The organism is Cohnella sp. AR92, from assembly GCF_003990975.1.
Lineage (GTDB): Bacteria > Bacillota > Bacilli > Paenibacillales > Paenibacillaceae > Cohnella.
On record NZ_RZJR01000009.1, the window covers coordinates 79,643 to 96,332 of the forward strand.

Here is a 16,690-nt window from a genome sequence, read left to right on the forward strand (position 1 = left end):
AGGCATGAAGCGTCCAACCGTCACCATTTCGTCACGCTTTCTAGGTTAACCTATTTTCGCTTATAATGGAACTGCTAATTCCTTATTAATTCTTATAACTAATGCTTATATGCAGAGGGATGAAAACAATGTTGGAGGATATGAAGCTGTTCGCGACCGTGGTCGAGAATACGAGCCTGAATCGCGCGGCGGAGAAGCTCAATGTGACTCAACCCGCCCTGTCCCGCCGAATCGCGCGGATGGAACGCGAGCTTGGCGTGGATCTGTTCCGCCGGGTCGGCAAGAGGCTGGAGCTGACTCCGGCCGGCCAGATTACCTATGAATTCGCGGTCGAGCTGCGGCACTTCCACGGAGAATTCCTTCAGAAGCTCAATGCTTACCGCTCGGTCGATACGACGCTCGCCACGATCGGCGCCAGCCTGACGACGCTGCAGACGACTCTTCCCGGGATCATCACCGCCATGACCGAGAAGCATCCGAACATCGAGATCAAGGCCGTCACCGGCAAGTCCCACGAGATCGCGACGCTCGTCAAGGAAGGCAAGGTCGACTTCGGAATCGTCGCTTCCTCGGTGGAGGACGATCCCGCCATTACCAGCATTCCCTTATTTGACGATACTCTGATGCTCGTTCTGCCGAAGACGTATTATATATTAGAAAAGACGCTGTTCAACCTGGATAACATGAACGGCCTGCCGATGATCCTGTTCGCGCCGGGCACCTGGTACCGGACGATGACAGACGAGCTGCTGCGGCGTTTCTCGCTGAAGCCCGACGTACGCATGGAGATCGACTCCTTCGAAGCGATCATCCGTCTGCTGACGCCGCTTCGCGCGGGAACGCTGCTTCCGAAATCCTACATTCGTCCGCAGCTTCTCGAAGACAACGATCTCTACGTCATCCCGATCCGGGAATTCGAGCTGACGAAGAGAACGACCTCTCTTATCTATAGCCAGCCGATGTGGATGACGGCCTCGACGAAGTTCCTGATCGAAGAAACGATCGCTTTCTTCCGAAGGCAAGAATCTTCTCCAGATTAAAGTCTTCTAATGGGCATAGTTCCCTGTTCCCCCGCTTTGAAAGCCTGTGTTACCCTTGGATAAATGCTGCCTGCCGCTTGCAACTTCGGACAGGCATGCCTAATCTGCCAAAACCTGCAAAGGTGCGGGGGACCCGAACGACCGTGCGAACCGTCCGAAGACGCTCGCGCTTGGGGTGAATCGCCGATGCTCGATCCGCGTAGGACTGATCTCCCAGTCCGAACCCGACAACTAACCTCGCCGGCAATCCAAGGAGGATACTTACCTTATGCTGTTTCGCAAGCTTGGAAGACGAGCGGCGGCGCTCGCTCTCGGCGGCGCTTTGATGCTTCCCGCCATGAACGCCTTCGCGGCTACGACCTACACGGCCACCGACAACGATACTTTCTGGACGCTGTCCAAGAAGTTCAATGTCCCCCTGCAAACGCTGATGAACGCGAATCCGAAGGTTGATCCCCAGAACATCTACCAAGGGCTCAAGCTCACGATTCCGGCCGGCAGCGGCAACACGGTGAAGGCTGCTTCCACCACGAATTCGAAAGCGGCGGCTTCGATCACGGCGAAGTCGGTTACGACCGCAAGCGGCTCCGTACTGGGCTATACCAAGGTTATTGACATGAAGGCCAGCGCTTATTCCGCCTCTATCGAAGAGAATGCTTGGGGAGCGGTCGACTACTTCGGCAACCCGCTGAAGCTGGGCACGATCGCCGTCGACCCGAAGGTCATCCCTCTCGGAACGAAGGTTTACATCACCGGCTATAACTTCGCCGGGCTTCCGACGGGAGGCATGGTCGCCACCGCGACCGACGCCGGCAGCGCGATTGTCGGCAACCGAATCGATATCTTCGTTCCCGACACCCGCTCGAACGTATCGAAGTTCGGCTTCCAGTACGTCAAGCTGTATGTGCTGAAATAATCCTTACCTACATTTAAGCCAACAAACAGCCCTTCCCTGGTTCACTCCAGGGGAGGGCTGTTTGCCGTTCTACTTGCTTTCCGGAAGCTGAAGCAGCTCCGGCAAGGTCACCGGCTCGTAATGATGAGAGCGAAGCCATGCGATCAGCTTAGGCAGAGCCTGAACCGTTCCGTATAGATTCTGGCCCGTTCCCCCTCCGGCGTGAAGAAGGATGATCGAGCCCGGGCGGACCGATCTCGTGACGTTGAGGAAGACGGTCTGCGCCCCAAGCTGTCTCCAATCCGAGGAATCCACGTCCCAATTGACGACCGTGTATCCCTGCTTCTGAGCCCAGTCCAGCTGGGAGTTCTTGATCTCCCCGTAAGGCGGCCGGATCAGCCGGGGGACGAAGCCGACCGAGCGCTGAAGCGCGGCTTCCGTCGATCGGATCTGTTCGCTCATGCCGCCGATTCCCATCTTGGAGAAGTCGGGGTGATTGAAGGAGTGGTTCCCGATCGCGTGTCCTTCGTCATGGATCCGGCGAACGAGGGCAGGCGCTTTCAGCGCGCGGCTCCCGACCACGAAGAACGTCGCCTTCACCTTCTGCTGCTTGAGCACGTTCAAGACAAGGGGAGTATACCGGGAATCCGGCACATCGTCGAAAGTCAACGCGACCTGTCGGGACGGCTTGGGACCCGACAAGACGAAGGCGCCTTTGTACCGCCTCTGCATCTCCGCCCAGTTGGCGCCGGATGGCCTGTCGGATTGGGTGGCCGCCACGTCTCTGCTATCGCCGGCGGTTTCCGCCTCCGTCTTCTCCTGCGGCCTCTCGCCATTCGGCGCCGCTGCCTGCCGTTGACCCGTTCCCGCCTGCGCAATCGCTTGGGCGCTTGCCGCGCCGCCCGACAGGAGCCATACGCATATCGCCGCCAGCAAGCTTCGTCTCCACATCCGTCGCATCGCTATCCCCTTTTCCCACTTGGATCTGGATCAGGCCATGTCCTTATCGTGAGCGAAGAGGCGGCATCTCATTCATATCCTGCTATTGATTCGGGGATCAGGAGCCGGTCGCTTCCTGGAATTCTTCGATCGATTCGTTCGTTCCGATGACGACCATGACGTCGTTCTCGACCAGGACGTCTTCCGCGTTAGGGGCAATGATGATTCCGTTCGGCTTGTTGATCGCGACGATGCTGCAGCCGAACTTGGCGCGCGGATTGACTTCCGACAGCGACTTGCCCGTCAGGCACTTCGGGACCGCAAGCTCGGCGATCGTATATTTCTTGGAAAGCTCGATATAATCGAGCAGATTGGGAGATACGAGCTGATGAGCTACCCGAATGCCCATGTCCCGTTCCGGATAGATGACGCGGTCCACCCCGATACGCTCCAGAACCCGGCCATGAAGCTCGGATACCGCCTTCGCGACGACCTTCTTCACGCCCAGCTCCTTCAGCAGGATGGTGGCCAGGATGCTCGCCTGGATATCGTCGCCGATCGCGACGACTCCGCAATCGAAGTTGCGGGCGCCGAGCGAACGAAGCACTTCTTCGTCCGTCGCATCCGCCACTACCGCGTGAGTAAGCACCGAGCTTAGCTCCTGAACGGTATCCTCGTCGCTGTCGACGCCTAACACCTCGTAACCGAGCTGGATCAACTCCCGGCCGATGCTGGATCCGAATCTGCCTAATCCGATGATGACGAACTGATTCATTTTCATGAGCGTAATCTCTTCCCTTACCCGATGATGATCTTGCCTTCCGCGTACCGATATAGCACCCGGCCCGGCTTAGGCCCGAGCGCGTACCCCATCGTCAGCGGGCCAACCCGTCCGATGAACATCATGAGGATGATGATGATCTTGCCGACGGTCGTCAGATCCGCGGTCAGTCCCATCGTCAGCCCGACCGTGCTGAACGCCGAAGTCACCTCGAACAGGATCTGGAGAAAATGATGGTCTTCCGTCGTCGTGAGGATCATCGTCGCCACGATGATCAAGGTAAGCGACAGAAGCGTGACCGTCAGCGCCTTGTAGACCCGTTCCTGCCCCAAGCGATAGCGGAACATGACGACGTCCTCCCGGCCCCGGATCATGGCATACACCGCTCCGATCAGCGTGGCGAAGGTCGTGGTCTTGATCCCGCCCCCCGTGGAGCCGGGGGATGCCCCGATGAACATAAGAAGGACGATAAAGAATTGCGTAGCCTGGCGAAGCGAAGCGAGATCGAGCGAGTTGACGCCGGCCGTTCTAGGCGACACCGACTGCAGGAACGCCGCCAGAACCTTTTCCCCGAAGTTAAGAGGTTCCATGGTTGCCGAATTCGTGAATTCGAAGAGGAAGATCACGAAGGCGCCGAACACGATCAGGAAGCCCGTCATGCTGAGCACGACCTTGGAATGAAGCGTCAGCTTGCGGCTGCTGCGCCAATCGATCAAGTCGGAGAGCACGATAAATCCGAGGCCGCCGAGAATGATGAGCAGCATCGTCACGAGGTTGACGAGCGGATCTCCGACGTAGTCCGTCAAGCTCTTGTAGTGCCCCATGATGTCGAAGCCGGCATTGTTAAAGAAGGAGACCGAGTGGAAAATCCCGTAGTATATCGCGCGTCCCGGACTCATATCAAATAAGAAGCGGGCGGACAAGAGAACCGCGCCGACGAGCTCGATGCTGACGGCGTACAGAATGACTCGTCTGACAAGGCGGACAATGCCCTCCATGCTGGACTGATTCAGCGCCTCCTGCAGGACCAGCCTCTCTCTTAGAGAAATTCTGCGTTTGAGGAAGAAGGCGAACAGCGTCGCCATCGTCATGAAGCCGAGGCCGCCGACTTGAATAAGCGATAAAATGACGATCTGCCCGAAGGTCGTGTAATGAGTGCCCGTGTCCACCGTGACAAGACCCGTTACACAAGTGGCGGAAGTCGCGGTAAACAGCGCGTCGAGCCAGCTGGTCGTCTCCCCTGCGACCGTAGCGGCGGGCAGCTTGAGCAGCAGCATCCCCAGCGCGATGATGAAGGCGAATCCCGTCATGAGAAGCCTTGGCGGAGACGTGAATATCCATTTAACGGGCTTGGCGAGCATGTCTCCCACTCCTTCGATTATCCAATGATGATTTTGCCTTCCGCATGGCGATACAGGCTTCTGCCCTTCTTCGGTCCGACCGCATAGAACAGGGTAAACGGCCCTAGGCGCCCCATGAACATCAGAAAGATCACGATGAGCTTGCCGATGTCGGTCAATTCCTGCGTCAAGCCGGCGGACAAGCCGACCGTCGCGAATGCCGAAGTCGCTTCGAACAGGACGACCATGAACGTATGGTTCTCGGTGACGGAGAGCAGCATCGTGCCGATAACGACGATAATGAAGGAGAAGAGAGTAACGGTAATGGCCTTATAGACGCGTTCCCGTTCCAGACGATACCGGAGCAGGACGACATCCTCCCGGCCTCGGATGACCGCAATAACCGAGACGATCAGCACCGCGAAGGTCGTCGTCTTGATGCCGCCGCCGGTGGACCCCGGGGAGACGCCGATGAACATCAGGATGACGAGCAGGAATTGGGTCGCCTGCCGGAGCGAGGACACGTCGATCGTGCTGATGCCCGCGGAGCGCGGCGTCATGGAGTGAAGGAACGAAGCGATGATCTTGTCCCCCAGGCCGAGCGGACCTAACGTATTCTCGTTCGTGTATTCGAAAAGAAGAATGACGGCGGCGCCCCCGACGAACAGCAGCAGAGTGGTATAGATGGCCACCTTCGAATGCAGCGACAGCCTTCGCTTGTGCCGGAACTCTACCAGATCGGCCAACACCACGAAGCCTAAGCCGCCGAGAATGATAAGAAGGATGGACAGAATATTGACGAAGGGATCCGATATGTAATCCGACATGCTTCGGTAATCGCCGAACAGATCGAAGCCCGCATTGTTGAAGATCGAGACGCCATGGAAAATGCCATAGTACAGCGCCTTGCCCGGATTCATGTCCGCCATGAAACGAAGGGTGAACAGCACCGAACCGATGAGCTCGATCGTCAGCGCGTAATAAATAACGCGAAGCACGAGCTTGATGATTCCTTCGAGGTTGTTCTGGTTAAGCGACTCCTGCAGGATCAGCCGTTCCTTCAGCGAGACCTTGCGCCGCAGGAAGATCGCGAACAGCGTGCCCATCGTCATGAAGCCGAGGCCGCCGATCTGCACCAGAACGAGAATAACCCAATGCCCGAACGCCGAGAAGAACGTGCCCGTGTCGACGACGACCAGTCCGGTGACGCACGTCGCGGACGCGGAAGTGAAGAAAGCATCGATCCAACGGATCGACTGGCCTTCCTTCAGCGAGACGGGAAGCTTCAGCAGGACGGTTCCGATCACGATTATGACGAACAAGCCGATGGTTAACGCTCGCGGCGGGGAAGCAACGAACCATCCCCTCACTTTTTTGAACAAACCCGCCACCTCGATTATCAACGTTGCCTATAATCTCCCCGGGGGAGAAAAGAACAAAACAAAAAGCACTGGACGCTCCAGTGCTTGCGGCACGAGTCCTGTTCCATAACAGCCTACGAGGTTAGCTGACGGGTTCGGGCCTGAACAGAAAGCCCTATCCTATGGCGCATGGCGCTTGGAATTCACCCCGGGTGCCGCGTGCGGAAGCAGCGCGTGCAAAGTTGGTTCCCCCGTTTTCTTGCAGAAATTCGGCTGGAGAGTATGATGATAAGAGACCTTGAAGATGGCAGGTTATGGACGCCGGATTCGCGAGCCAAGCTGCCTCAACGAATTATAGTCTGCCAGCATCAAAGGAACAAGCCCGAAATTAGGCAAATTTCGCTCTCTACAGCCTTATTCCGCGATTATGCAGCGATAAAACCGGAGGAAGACGGCGATTCTGCGGTATTCTCTCGGCCATGCACCAATTTAAGCAGATAATGAACGCTATCGGTAGAAAATAAAGGGTCCGGCCTTGGTGTATGCGTTTACTTGAAGGCGGGCTGAACGGAGTGGGGATCGTTGGTCTCGAGACGCTGGCTTCTTGCATCTATTATAGGATTGTTCGCCTTCCTCTGGATTCAGATTGCGCCTGGAATCCGCACCTTGTTCACGGACGGGGAATTGAACGTGCTCACGAGGGCCGAAGCGGAGGCCCAGGCTTTCCGGATCGCGCAGGACCGCTGGGGAATCGCCCCGGATGAGGTAAGCCAGACGCAGCTTGCCCATGTGAGCGACAGCGAAGCCGTCGCCTACCTGGAGAGCGAGCGGCTTTCCGAGGATTACGGCAAAGCCTGGGACGATCGGTTCCCGACGGATTCGTACCGCGCCGACCTGAAGCTGAGGGACGGCGGATGGCTTCGGCTGATGCTGCATATGGAGACCGGGAAGCTGGTCGGCTGGATGAGGCTGGGAGACGGGGAAGCCCCGTCGGACGACCGGAGCGAAGGTCGCCTGCCGGCATCCGGGGGCGAACAGAAGAATACGGCTTCCGGCGATGACCGGAGCGTTGACAGGAAGGAGCTTACGCAATTCCTTGCCCAATGGGGCTACGATCCCGACGAATGGGAAAGCACGGGGGAGATGACAGCGGGCGGGGACTACATCTTCCAATCGAGGAAAGCCCCTATCGGGGAAGCGAGGCTCGAGCTGATCGTGAAGCCGAACGAAATGGTCATGTACCGGCTCGAGCCGCCTGCTTCGTTCGCCGACTATCTGACCAAGCATGAAGATCGGGCAACCCGGCTGTCCATGCTAGGCTTCCTGCTTCCCCAGTTAATCCTGTTCGTGCTGGCGATTGCGTACGCCGTTCAGCAACGAAAAAGGACCTCGATGCGCAGGGGATGGCTGCTGTCTCTCATTTACTTCGGGTTGTACGCGTGCTTCACCCTGAATATGATCGCCGGCTTCCGTTCCCGCTCCGGCAGCTTCTCCGCCCCCTATTCCGAAGGCACAGTGGAAGGACTGCTGATCGTGAACGCCCTTATTCTGGCAGCCACCGCCGGTTTGGCCTACTTCTCCGCCGTCGGGGGCGACGGCCTGTGGAAGGCCATGGGCCATTCGCTATGGCCTCGATGGAAGGAGCGCGGCTTCGGAGACGAGGTGCTGCGCAGCATGAAGCAAGGCTACGCGCTTGGCCTCCTTATCCTTGGCGTGCAATCCGTCATCTACGTCGGTTTGGAGCTGTGGCTCGGCTCGTTCACCGGTTCGGACGCTTCGCAATCGTCTTACAACATGACTTACCCTTGGCTGCTTCCCGCGCTCGCATGGTGCGCCGGTATCTCCGAGGAACTCGTGTATCGATTGTTCGGCATCGCGCTGTTCCGTTGGTGGCTGCTAGGTCTCGCGCGGGGGATCACGGGGCGCGAGCCGAGCCGGCGAACGGCGAACGCGCTCACCTTCCTCGCCATGCTGCCGCCCTCGCTGTTCTGGGCGTTCGGGCATGTCGGCTACCCGATCTATCCCGTCCAGTCGCGCGTGATCGAGCTCGTGATCATCGGCGTCCTGTTCGGCTGGCTCATGCTTCGCTTCGGCTTGATGGCCGTCATCTTCGCCCATGTGACTCTCGACGCGATCCTCATGAGCGTGCAGCTCTTCTTCGACGGGCTGCCCTATGATCCCGTCAGCGGCATCGTCAGCATCCTTCTGCCCGCCATCGTCGGCGTCGCCATCTGGAAGCTGCACGGATTGTACTCGAAGCGGCGAACGGCATAGCAGGAGCAAAAAGAGCCGATTGCGCCTCATGGCGTTCTCGGCTCTTTGGCTGCTGTCCACTAATCCGTGCTCGCCCCTGCAATCCCGCCGATTTGTTGCACCACGTACCACTAATCTGCTCTCTTCCCCGCCATCCCGCCGATTTGTTGCACCACGTACCACTAATCCGCGCTCTCCCCTGCAATCCCGCCGATTTGTTGCACCACGTACCACTAATCCGCTCTCTCCCCCTGCAATTTGAGTAACTATTACTCATTTGACGGCATCATGCGACGGGTGGCGGGCAATTTGGGTAACCATTACTCATTTGGTGGCCTCATGCGACTGTTGGCGGGCCATTTGAGTAACCACTACTCATTTGATGGCATCATGCGACGCTTGGCGGGGAATTCGAGTAATTATTACTCATTTGAGGGCATCATGCGACGCTTGGCTTGCAATTCCAGTCACCTTAGCGCCCATAAAGAAGGCTGCCCGCATCCCGGGCAGCCAAATCTGAATTATTAAGTGTTGGAAGGTTCCCCTTCGCTCAGGGAATCGAGGATGCGCCGGGCGAGCGCTTCGCCGATCGAGACGGCGCGGAAGTCCTCGACCTTCGCTTCGCGGATCGCCTTCAGCGAGCCGAAGTGCTTGAGCAGCTGCTTGCGGCGCTTCTCGCCGATGCCGGGGATCGCGTCGAGCTTGGACGCGATCATCGACTTCGCGCGCTTCTCTCGGTGGAAGGTGATCGCGAAGCGGTGAACCTCGTCCTGGATGCGCTGAAGCAGGTAGAATTCCTGGCTGTCGCGCGGCAGCGGGATCTCCTCGGGCGGGTCTCCGACGAGCAGTTGCGAGGTGCGGTGCTTCTCGTCCTTCGCGAGGCCGCAGACAGGAATGTCCAGCCCGAGCTCGTTCTCGAGCACGTCGATCGCCGAAGCGATCTGTCCCTTGCCGCCGTCGATGACGATGAGGTCCGGCATCGTCAAGCCTTCCTTCAGCACGCGCTCATACCGCCGGCGAATGACCTCGCGCATCGTCTCGTAATCGTCCGGCCCCTGAACGGTGCGGATGTTGTACTTGCGGTATTCCTTCCGGTCCGGCTTCCCGTCGGTGAACACGACCATCGCCGACACCGGGTTTGAGCCTTGGATGTTCGAGTTGTCGAACGCTTCGATCCGGTGAGCGGACGGTATTCCGATGTAACGGGCCAGCCCCTCGGCGGCGCCGACGCTGCGCACTTGATCGCGCTCGATCAAGCGGAACTTCTCCTCCAGCGCGACCTTGGCGTTGCCGCAGGCCATCGTCACGAGCTGGCGCTTCGTGCCGCGCTTGGGGACCAGCACCTTGATGTTCAGCCACGAGCGAAGCGACTCCGCGAAGTCCGCGCTCTCCGCATCGCCCTCCCGGTCCGAAGCGGCCGCCCCTTGATCGGATGCGCCGGCATCCGCTTGCGAGCCGTCGGCTTCGTCCTCCTCCGCTTCGCCCTCGCGGGCAAGCTTCGCCGCAGCGAGATCCGACGTCGCGTTAGCCTTCGCCTCGACGGCCGCCGGAGCATCCGGCAGCAGCATCTCGCGAGGCAGAGCGGGATTGTCGCTGTAATACTGCGCGACATAAGTGAGGAAGTCCTCGTGAGCCTCCCCGTAGAACGGGAAGAGGGACACGTGCCTTTGGATCATTTTCCCCTGGCGCATGTAGAGGATCTGCACGCACATCCAGCCCTTGTCGACGGCATAGCCGAACACGTCGCGGTCCAGCGTGTCGTGCATCGTGATCGTCTGCTTCTCCATGGTCGCTTCGATCGCCGCGATCTGGTCCCGGTATTCCCGCGCCCTCTCGAACGCCAGCTCTTCCGCAGCCGATTCCATTTTCCTCTGGAGGTCCTTCTTGATCTCGGCATGCCCTCCGTTCAGGAACTTCGAGATCTCGCCGACCATCCGCTCGTACTCGGACTTCTCGACGGTATACTCGCATGGAGCCAGGCATTGGCCGAGATGATAATAGAGGCATACCTTGTCCGGGAGCGTCTTGCACTTGCGCAGCGGGTACAGCCGGTCCAGGAGCTTCTTCGTCTGCTGGGCCGCGAACGCGTTCGGATAAGGACCGAAGTACTTCGCCTTGTCCTTGACGATGCGCCGGGTAACCTCCAGCTTCGGGTGCTGCTCGTTGGTGATCTTGATATAAGGGAAGGACTTGTCGTCCTTGAGCAGAACGTTGTACCTCGGAAAATGCTGCTTGATCAGGTTGCATTCCAGAATAAGGGCTTCGATGTTGCTCTTCGTAACGATGTATTCGAAATCGCGGATCTCCGCGACGAGATGCTGCGTCTTCGCATTATGGCTGCCCGTGAAGTAAGAGCGGACCCGGTTCTTCAGCACCTTCGCTTTGCCGACGTAGATGATCGTCCCTTCCGCGTTCTTCATCAGGTAACAGCCAGGCCGATCGGGAAGAAGCGCAAGCTTGTTGCGAATGTTCTCTGCCGCTTGCTCCGCGCTGACGGGAGCCGCAGCCGGCTTCGATATCTCCATCCCGGAGACCTCCTTGTGCATGTATTGCGCGGCCGATCGCCGCTTCCGCTTCTATTGTAGCACAGCCGCAAGGGGAATGGGTGTTCCCTCTCAACAATTCGCTCGCTTCCACAACTTGTTAACTCCATGCTTTACAAGGAAAAGAGAAGTTGGTTATACTAGGAATATCGATCGCTTCAGGAGGCGCCTTATGGAGAACATCCAAGCTCAGGATCCACGCTTGCACGTGAATGAAGAACCTCGCGACGATCTGCATGATCTGATGGTCGGCTTCGGCGGCATGTTCGGTTTCATGTTCGTCGTATTCGCGATTGCGGTCATCGTCAAGTTCGTAAACACCTAATCGTACGGCAGACAAGCTGCCGCTAACGCAGAACATCCCGGTCCCTCTCTCGAGGAAGCCGGGATGTTTTGTTTCCGCTGCTTTTTCCTTTTAACTTAACCTTCTATATAACGTTCCATCTAACCTTCGACTTAACCCCCGAAGTACCGGTTAAGACCGTCCACGATCGCTTCGGCAACGCGGTCCTGCCATTGCGGATCCCGCATTCTCGACTCCTCCTCCGGATTGGACAGGAACCCGAGCTCCATCAGAATGGAAGGCCGCTCGTTCAAAGCAAGCACCGTCCAATCCTCCCGCTTGATTCCGCGGTCGTTAAAGCCGGTCTCCCGGATCAGCTTGTCGTGAATCGCCTGCGCCAGTAGAAGGCTGTCCGATGAGTCGTAATAAGTCTCGATTCCCGACACGGAAGGATCGTCGTATTTGTTGCCGTGAATGGACAAGAAGGCGTCGGCTTCCAGATCGTTGCTGATGTCCGCGCGGTCCTCCAATTCGATAAAGGAATCGTCCTCCCGGGTCATGTGGACCTCGTACAGCGGGTCATTACGCAGAAGCTCATAAACCTTCCTAGCAACGGACAAGGTCATGTCTTTCTCCTCCGCGCCGCTGGCTCCTTCCGCTCCGGGGTCGATCCCCCCGTGACCTGCATCGATCAGGATCCGGAACGGTCCGCCGCGGGCATCCCCGCCAGGTCTGTTCCCGGCTTGCTCCGTTTTATCGGACGGACTGCCGGCCGGCGGATCATCCGCGCCGTTAAGCATGAGAATCCGAACGGCTGCTATCAGAAGGAACAGGACCAGCAAGGGGACGAACCTGCGAGGCTTCCGGCTGCGAGCGGCTTGTCTATTCCTCATCCGGGCTCTCGCCTAACTGCGCCATCGTATCCCGATAGGACCGATTCGCCCTTGCTTGAAATTCCTTCGATAGCTCCGCGCTGTCCCGATATTCCTTCGCCGGCAGGATTCGGTACGTGAATTCGTTCTGTCCCCTCTCCTTGTCCCGGTAAACCCAGGTCGGAATGAAGTCGACCTTCCGAATGGCCGTTTCGCCGGTCTGCTTGTCCTTGCGAATATCGAATCTCGCGATGACGCCATCCTCCGTATACGCATTATCTAAAGTCTCTAAGCGCTGATTGGAGATAAAATTGCCCATGGAATAAATGACGAAGGTCTTCTTCCCGTCCTTGCGCTCCAGCCATTCCGACGGTTGAATGACATGAGGATGGCTGCCGATGATGAGATCGATGCCCATGTCGGCAAGACGCTTCGCCAGTTGACGCTGTCCTTCCGATGCATCGCGTTCGTACTCGTTGCCCCAATGCATGGCCGCTACGATAAGATCGGCCCCATGCTCGGCGGCGTACGTTACATCCTCCCGGATCTTCCGCTCGTCCGCTTTGTTGACCATCGTATCCAATTCTTCCGCCGTAAGAAGATTTTCCAAGCCGTTCAGGCTTTCCGTATAAGAGAGAAAAGCAAGCTTGATGCCGTTCGCCTCCTTCAGCAGAACCCTTGATTCCGGCCGGCTCGCATAGGTTCCGACGCTGTCCATCCCCCGTTCCCGAATGGTCTTCAGCGTCCGGAGCACTCCGGCTCTCCCCGTATCCAGGCTGTGGTTATTGGCCGTGGTCAGGACATCGAGACCGGCAGCCTTCAACGCGTCCAGCGATTCGTCCGGCGAATTGAAGCGCGGGTAACCGGAATAAGGGTATTCGGCGTCTCCCGCCGTTGTCGTCTCGAAATTAGCCATCGCGATGTCCGCCGCCTCCAGGATCGGCTTCACCTGTTCGAATACGGGATTAAAATCATAGCCCCCCGTTTCCTTGCGGGCGCTGTCCAATTGGGCGTTGTGGAACATGATGTCTCCGACAGCCGCCAGCTGAAGCGCCGATTCTCCGGCCGCCGCCGACGCGGATGACGTTCCGCTCGGATCGCTGCCGACAGCCGAGATAGCGGTTTTCCCATTTCCATTCCCATTTCCTTGTCCTTGGCCTAGGCCTCCGACGCAGCCGCTTGCCGATAGGATAACCAGGGCCAACGCCCCGGCAATCAACGATTTGCCGCCTTTTCCCCGTATGACGCTCCTCATTCGATGCCCTCGCCAACGAATTCCTCGTACGTCAAGCCGCTCTCATAAACCGAGGCTGCCAGCCGGACTCCTAGGAAGCGAACGTGCCAAGGCTCGTAAATATATCCGGTTATGTCTTCCTTGCCTTGCGGGTACCGGATAATAAAGCCGTATTCGTGGGCATGTTCGGCCAGCCATCGACCTTCCGTCGTCTCTCCGAAAGCCTCGTCTAGCTGAAAGGAGACGCTCTCGCTCGTCACGTCCATCGCCAGCCCCGTCTGATGCTCACTCTGGCCCGCTCGCGCGCTGTATCGGTTCGCCGCTTCCTCGCCTTCTCTGGCGGAATAGCTCGCGAACAACGCTTCTTGCGTCTTGTAGGAGCGATACCCCGACCTCGCATACAGCTTCACGCCGTCTTCCGAGGCGGCATCGAACATCTTGCTCAGTGCCGCCGCCGCTTCCTTCCGAAGCTGATTCACTTCCGGATTGTCCAGTACGGTAGGTACGTCTACGGGCACCAAGTCTTCCGGGACATAGGCCTTATCCAACGGGTGCTTTTTGTTGACCAAGGAGACCAGCGTATCGTCGGCAGCCTGCCCTTCGCCTAATTCACCCTCCGGATCCGAATGGCCTTTCGACTCCGCCGATGCTTGCGTTTCCTGCGCAGCTCCTCCCAATGCCGCCGGGCGCTCCTTCTCGACTTCGCCCGCGGACGGCTTCGAGCAAGCCGTTGCCAGCGTCAGAGAGATCGCCGCGATAGCGATCAAGCTCCTTCGCATTACTCGTTTATTCCTCTTCATCTCTCAATCTCCTTCTCTCGCTGCGATATTCGATAGTTTATCGCGGCCAAATAAGAGAACTGAGATCGACTTGTAAAGAAGTTGTAAATCTTGCGAACGAATGCGGAAGGAGAAAAAAAGAAGCCCGTTAACGGGCTTCTATCACGCTGGTCGCGTACTTCGTACGGGCAATGAGATATTGAATGACGCTCATGATATCTTTGTAATAGCCGTCAAGCTCGCCGGTCGAACGATCAAGCAGCAAGCTGAGCACGACGCTTCCCGATTCCTTCGATCGGTAGTCGAATTCCGTGATTCGATCGTCCGAGACGATGGACTCGTCAACCAGCTCGAGCTCGCCGGCGGCGGCGTCGGATACGCTCGGCAAGCTTTGCCCGGCTTTCTCCTTGAGTTCTTCCATCCCGAGGACCGTCTTGGTCTTATCGAGCGTTGTAGAGGAGCTTCGGAGCCGGTATAACCCGAGCACCTCCCCGTTCTTGGCATTGAACACGACGCCGTAGGCATCCTCCCGTTCGTACTTATTGACGATGTTCGCGAGGTATACGCCTTGCTCTACGCGGCTTAATTGATCTTTGTACTGCACGAGAAAGCTGTTGCCCGGGTCCGAGCTAGCCTGCGTCGAGGCAATGATGGCTTTGATCTGCTGCAGATCGAGGCCGGAGCCCTCCATCAAGATATCCTCCGAAGTCAAGTTATGGCCGTAGAACGAATTGATGGCGTTGAGGCCGAGCGTCTCGTAGGCTCCCTCGGATAAAGTTCCTTCGTATTGGACGGGCGGAGAAGAGGCGGACGTTTCGATTTTCTTCACCATGACCTTATCCTTCTCGACCCCGGAGTAGAAGCCGCACCCGGATAGGAGCAGGCTAAAGAGGAACAAAATGATTCCGGTCCGTATGAGTCTCATGGCTTGTCCTTCACCTCGTTTTCCCGGCTAAGCGCCTGAAGGGTCATGCGGATCGTCGTTCCCTGCCGGTTGCCGCTGGCCGCTTCGATGGACGCTTGGTGGATGTCCGCGATGCTGCGGCAGATCGCCAGCCCGAGTCCCGCTCCATGATGGCTTCTCGTCCTCGCTTTGTCCGCGACGTAGAAAGGCTCGAAGATATGCTCGATATGCTCTGCGGGGATGCCGCTGCCTTCGTCGGCAACCTCCAGCAGGACCGAAGGCCCTTCCGCGAAAGTCCGGATCGCGATGCGTCCGTCCTCGGCCGATGCTTTCACCGCATTGTCCACCAAGTTGTACAAGACGATCTTGATCAAGTCCTTGTCCATCAAGCAGAAGGCATCCCGGCATTGGAAGTCCAGAGAAATCCTTTTGGCTGCGGCCCTCAGCTCAAGCGAAGGCGCCAGCTCCTCGACGACGGACTTCACGTTCTCGGCTTTCCTCTCGAACAGATGGTCTTTGACCAGAATCAGATCCATCAGCTTGGCGGACAGCGACTCGAGCCGCTTGCCCTCCGAATGAATCACGTTCAAGCCTTCGAGGAAAAGGCGTTCGTCGTATTTGGTCGCCTTTAAATAATGGGCATACCCGATGATCGAGGTAAGCGGGGTCTTCAGCTCATGCGTAATGTTATCGATGAATCTCTGTTTCTCGGCGTTATTGCGCTCCAGCTCCAGGATCTTCGATTCCACGACGTCCGTCATCCGGTTGAAGTTCGCCGCCAGCAGGCCGATCTCGTCGCCGGACCTCACGCTCACCCGTTCCGAGAAATTGCCCTGCGAGATGCCTTGCGCCGTTCGAACCATCTTATCGATCGGTCTCGTCAGTCCTTTGCTTACCGCGAACATAACAAGGACGTAGAGGAGGCATGCCGCCAGGTCGACTTGGATGAAGAACCGGTATTGGTCGACCCGCTCCGCGTATAAGGGCGTCAAGTCTTTGACATAGGTGAAGATATAGCCCTTCTGATTGATGTCGGCGACGTTGGACGTGAACAGCAAGGTCCGGTCCCCGATATCCCTCAGGATGTATTTGATCTCGTCCGGCTTCAGCTGCTCGAGTTCGTCCCGGCTGCCGGCGTACTCGAAATCAAGGTTGCTGTAGATCGATCGATGGTCGTCCGCCACGATCTCCAAGTAACTCCCCCGGCCGCTGTTCTTGCTGACGAACTCGGAAGCGATGTTGGTCAGCACCGTTTTCTCATAATCGATGGAATTATAAATGCGAAGGAGCGGAACGACGGCGTCGACGCTGGAGCGGATGTTCATATTAATGCTTAATGCGTTATCGATCTCCTGGCGGAGCATATTCCGATGGTTGCGTTCGATCACCATGATCGAAGAAGCATTGAAGATAACGGCGAAGGTCAGGAGGGAGAAAAGGCTGATTTTCTGCCAGAACTTCATGGG

At 57.7% G+C, this 16,690-nt stretch carries 14 protein-coding genes and 2 riboswitches; of the genes, 4 read left to right on the top strand and 10 right to left on the bottom strand.

The window, feature by feature from the left end; all coding sequences use genetic code 11:
* The first annotated feature begins 128 nt into the window (after positions 1-128).
* Both ELR57_RS15940 and ELR57_RS15945 read left to right on the top strand, forming a co-directional pair.
* Positions 129-1,040 carry a LysR family transcriptional regulator gene (locus ELR57_RS15940; protein WP_126960097.1) on the top strand — a complete coding sequence of 304 codons (912 nt, stop codon included), beginning with the start codon at positions 129-131 and terminating at the stop codon, positions 1,038-1,040.
* A 95-nt stretch (positions 1,041-1,135) separates the two neighbouring features.
* A riboswitch (cyclic di-AMP (ydaO/yuaA leader) is annotated at positions 1,136-1,301 on the top strand.
* Positions 1,302-1,308: 7 nt separating this feature from the next.
* A complete protein-coding gene (locus ELR57_RS15945) occupies positions 1,309-1,956 on the top strand; it encodes a 3D domain-containing protein (protein WP_126960098.1) in 648 nt (215 codons plus the stop codon).
* Between the two features lie 69 nt (positions 1,957-2,025).
* Here ELR57_RS15945 and ELR57_RS15950 read toward each other — a convergent pair whose 3' ends face one another.
* From ELR57_RS15950 to ELR57_RS15965, 4 genes are all read right to left on the bottom strand, one after another.
* Positions 2,026-2,886 (bottom strand): polysaccharide deacetylase family protein, encoded by an 861-nt coding sequence (locus ELR57_RS15950; RefSeq protein WP_238162551.1) that lies wholly within the window; start codon positions 2,884-2,886, stop codon positions 2,026-2,028.
* A 106-nt stretch (positions 2,887-2,992) separates the two neighbouring features.
* Positions 2,993-3,655 carry a potassium channel family protein gene (locus ELR57_RS15955; RefSeq protein WP_126960100.1) on the bottom strand — a complete coding sequence of 221 codons (663 nt, stop codon included), beginning with the start codon at positions 3,653-3,655 and terminating at the stop codon, positions 2,993-2,995.
* 17 nt (positions 3,656-3,672) lie between these two features.
* Positions 3,673-5,016, bottom strand: a complete 1,344-nt coding sequence (locus ELR57_RS15960; protein WP_126960101.1) for a TrkH family potassium uptake protein — start codon at positions 5,014-5,016, stop codon at positions 3,673-3,675.
* A gap of 17 nt (positions 5,017-5,033) precedes the next feature.
* Positions 5,034-6,398 (bottom strand): TrkH family potassium uptake protein, encoded by a 1,365-nt coding sequence (locus tag ELR57_RS15965; protein ID WP_238162552.1) that lies wholly within the window; start codon positions 6,396-6,398, stop codon positions 5,034-5,036.
* Between the two features lie 74 nt (positions 6,399-6,472).
* Positions 6,473-6,641, bottom strand: a riboswitch (cyclic di-AMP (ydaO/yuaA leader).
* Between the two features lie 297 nt (positions 6,642-6,938).
* Here ELR57_RS15965 and ELR57_RS15970 point away from each other — a divergent pair.
* Complete coding sequence (locus ELR57_RS15970) at positions 6,939-8,630, top strand: CPBP family intramembrane glutamic endopeptidase (protein ID WP_126960102.1); 1,692 nt, start codon at positions 6,939-6,941, stop codon at positions 8,628-8,630.
* A gap of 503 nt (positions 8,631-9,133) precedes the next feature.
* Here ELR57_RS15970 and uvrC read toward each other — a convergent pair.
* Positions 9,134-11,134 carry an excinuclease ABC subunit UvrC gene (gene uvrC / locus ELR57_RS15975; protein ID WP_126960103.1) on the bottom strand — a complete coding sequence of 667 codons (2,001 nt, stop codon included), beginning with the start codon at positions 11,132-11,134 and terminating at the stop codon, positions 9,134-9,136.
* Between the two features lie 190 nt (positions 11,135-11,324).
* Here uvrC and ELR57_RS15980 point away from each other — a divergent pair, with 190 nt between their 5' ends.
* Positions 11,325-11,477, top strand: coding sequence for a YqzM family protein (locus tag ELR57_RS15980; protein WP_126960104.1), 153 nt, complete (start codon positions 11,325-11,327; stop codon positions 11,475-11,477).
* Positions 11,478-11,608: 131 nt separating this feature from the next.
* Here the strand turns inward: ELR57_RS15980 and ELR57_RS15985 are convergent, their stop codons facing one another.
* The 5 genes from ELR57_RS15985 to ELR57_RS16005 all read right to left on the bottom strand — a co-directional run bounded on the left by ELR57_RS15985 (position 11,609) and on the right by ELR57_RS16005 (position 16,687).
* Positions 11,609-12,328 (bottom strand): N-acetylmuramoyl-L-alanine amidase family protein, encoded by a 720-nt coding sequence (locus ELR57_RS15985; RefSeq protein ID WP_126960105.1) that lies wholly within the window; start codon positions 12,326-12,328, stop codon positions 11,609-11,611.
* Positions 12,318-13,562 (bottom strand): CapA family protein, encoded by a 1,245-nt coding sequence (locus ELR57_RS15990; RefSeq protein ID WP_126960106.1) that lies wholly within the window; start codon positions 13,560-13,562, stop codon positions 12,318-12,320. The genes ELR57_RS15985 and ELR57_RS15990 overlap by 11 nt, the downstream gene beginning before the upstream one ends.
* On the bottom strand, positions 13,559-14,341 hold the full coding sequence (locus tag ELR57_RS15995) for a M15 family metallopeptidase (protein WP_238162553.1): 783 nt from the start codon (positions 14,339-14,341) through the stop codon (positions 13,559-13,561). The genes ELR57_RS15990 and ELR57_RS15995 overlap by 4 nt, the downstream gene beginning before the upstream one ends.
* Positions 14,342-14,468: 127 nt before the next feature.
* Entirely contained in the window at positions 14,469-15,245 is a 777-nt protein-coding gene (locus ELR57_RS16000; protein ID WP_126960107.1) for a hypothetical protein, read from the bottom strand.
* Positions 15,242-16,687, bottom strand: a complete 1,446-nt coding sequence (locus ELR57_RS16005) for a sensor histidine kinase (protein ID WP_126960108.1) — start codon at positions 16,685-16,687, stop codon at positions 15,242-15,244. The genes ELR57_RS16000 and ELR57_RS16005 overlap by 4 nt, the downstream gene beginning before the upstream one ends.
* Positions 16,688-16,690: the final 3 nt, after the last annotated feature.

Bases quoted from the DNA above. Each gene is read 5' to 3' on its own strand.
- ELR57_RS15940 (WP_126960097.1), top strand. From the start codon at position 129: ATGTTGGAGGATATGAAGCTGTTCGCGACCGTGGTCGAGAATACGAGC.
- ELR57_RS15945 (WP_126960098.1), top strand. From the start codon at position 1,309: ATGCTGTTTCGCAAGCTTGGAAGACGAGCGGCGGCGCTCGCTCTCGGC.
- ELR57_RS15950 (WP_238162551.1), bottom strand. From the start codon at position 2,886: ATGTGGAGACGAAGCTTGCTGGCGGCGATATGCGTATGGCTCCTGTCG.
- ELR57_RS15955 (WP_126960100.1), bottom strand. From the start codon at position 3,655: ATGAAAATGAATCAGTTCGTCATCATCGGATTAGGCAGATTCGGATCC.
- ELR57_RS15960 (WP_126960101.1), bottom strand. From the start codon at position 5,016: ATGCTCGCCAAGCCCGTTAAATGGATATTCACGTCTCCGCCAAGGCTT.
- uvrC (WP_126960103.1), bottom strand. From the start codon at position 11,134: ATGGAGATATCGAAGCCGGCTGCGGCTCCCGTCAGCGCGGAGCAAGCG.
- ELR57_RS15980 (WP_126960104.1), top strand. From the start codon at position 11,325: ATGGAGAACATCCAAGCTCAGGATCCACGCTTGCACGTGAATGAAGAA.
- ELR57_RS15985 (WP_126960105.1), bottom strand. From the start codon at position 12,328: ATGAGGAATAGACAAGCCGCTCGCAGCCGGAAGCCTCGCAGGTTCGTC.
- ELR57_RS15990 (WP_126960106.1), bottom strand. From the start codon at position 13,562: ATGAGGAGCGTCATACGGGGAAAAGGCGGCAAATCGTTGATTGCCGGG.
- ELR57_RS15995 (WP_238162553.1), bottom strand. From the start codon at position 14,341: ATGAAGAGGAATAAACGAGTAATGCGAAGGAGCTTGATCGCTATCGCG.
- ELR57_RS16000 (WP_126960107.1), bottom strand. From the start codon at position 15,245: ATGAGACTCATACGGACCGGAATCATTTTGTTCCTCTTTAGCCTGCTC.
- ELR57_RS16005 (WP_126960108.1), bottom strand. From the start codon at position 16,687: ATGAAGTTCTGGCAGAAAATCAGCCTTTTCTCCCTCCTGACCTTCGCC.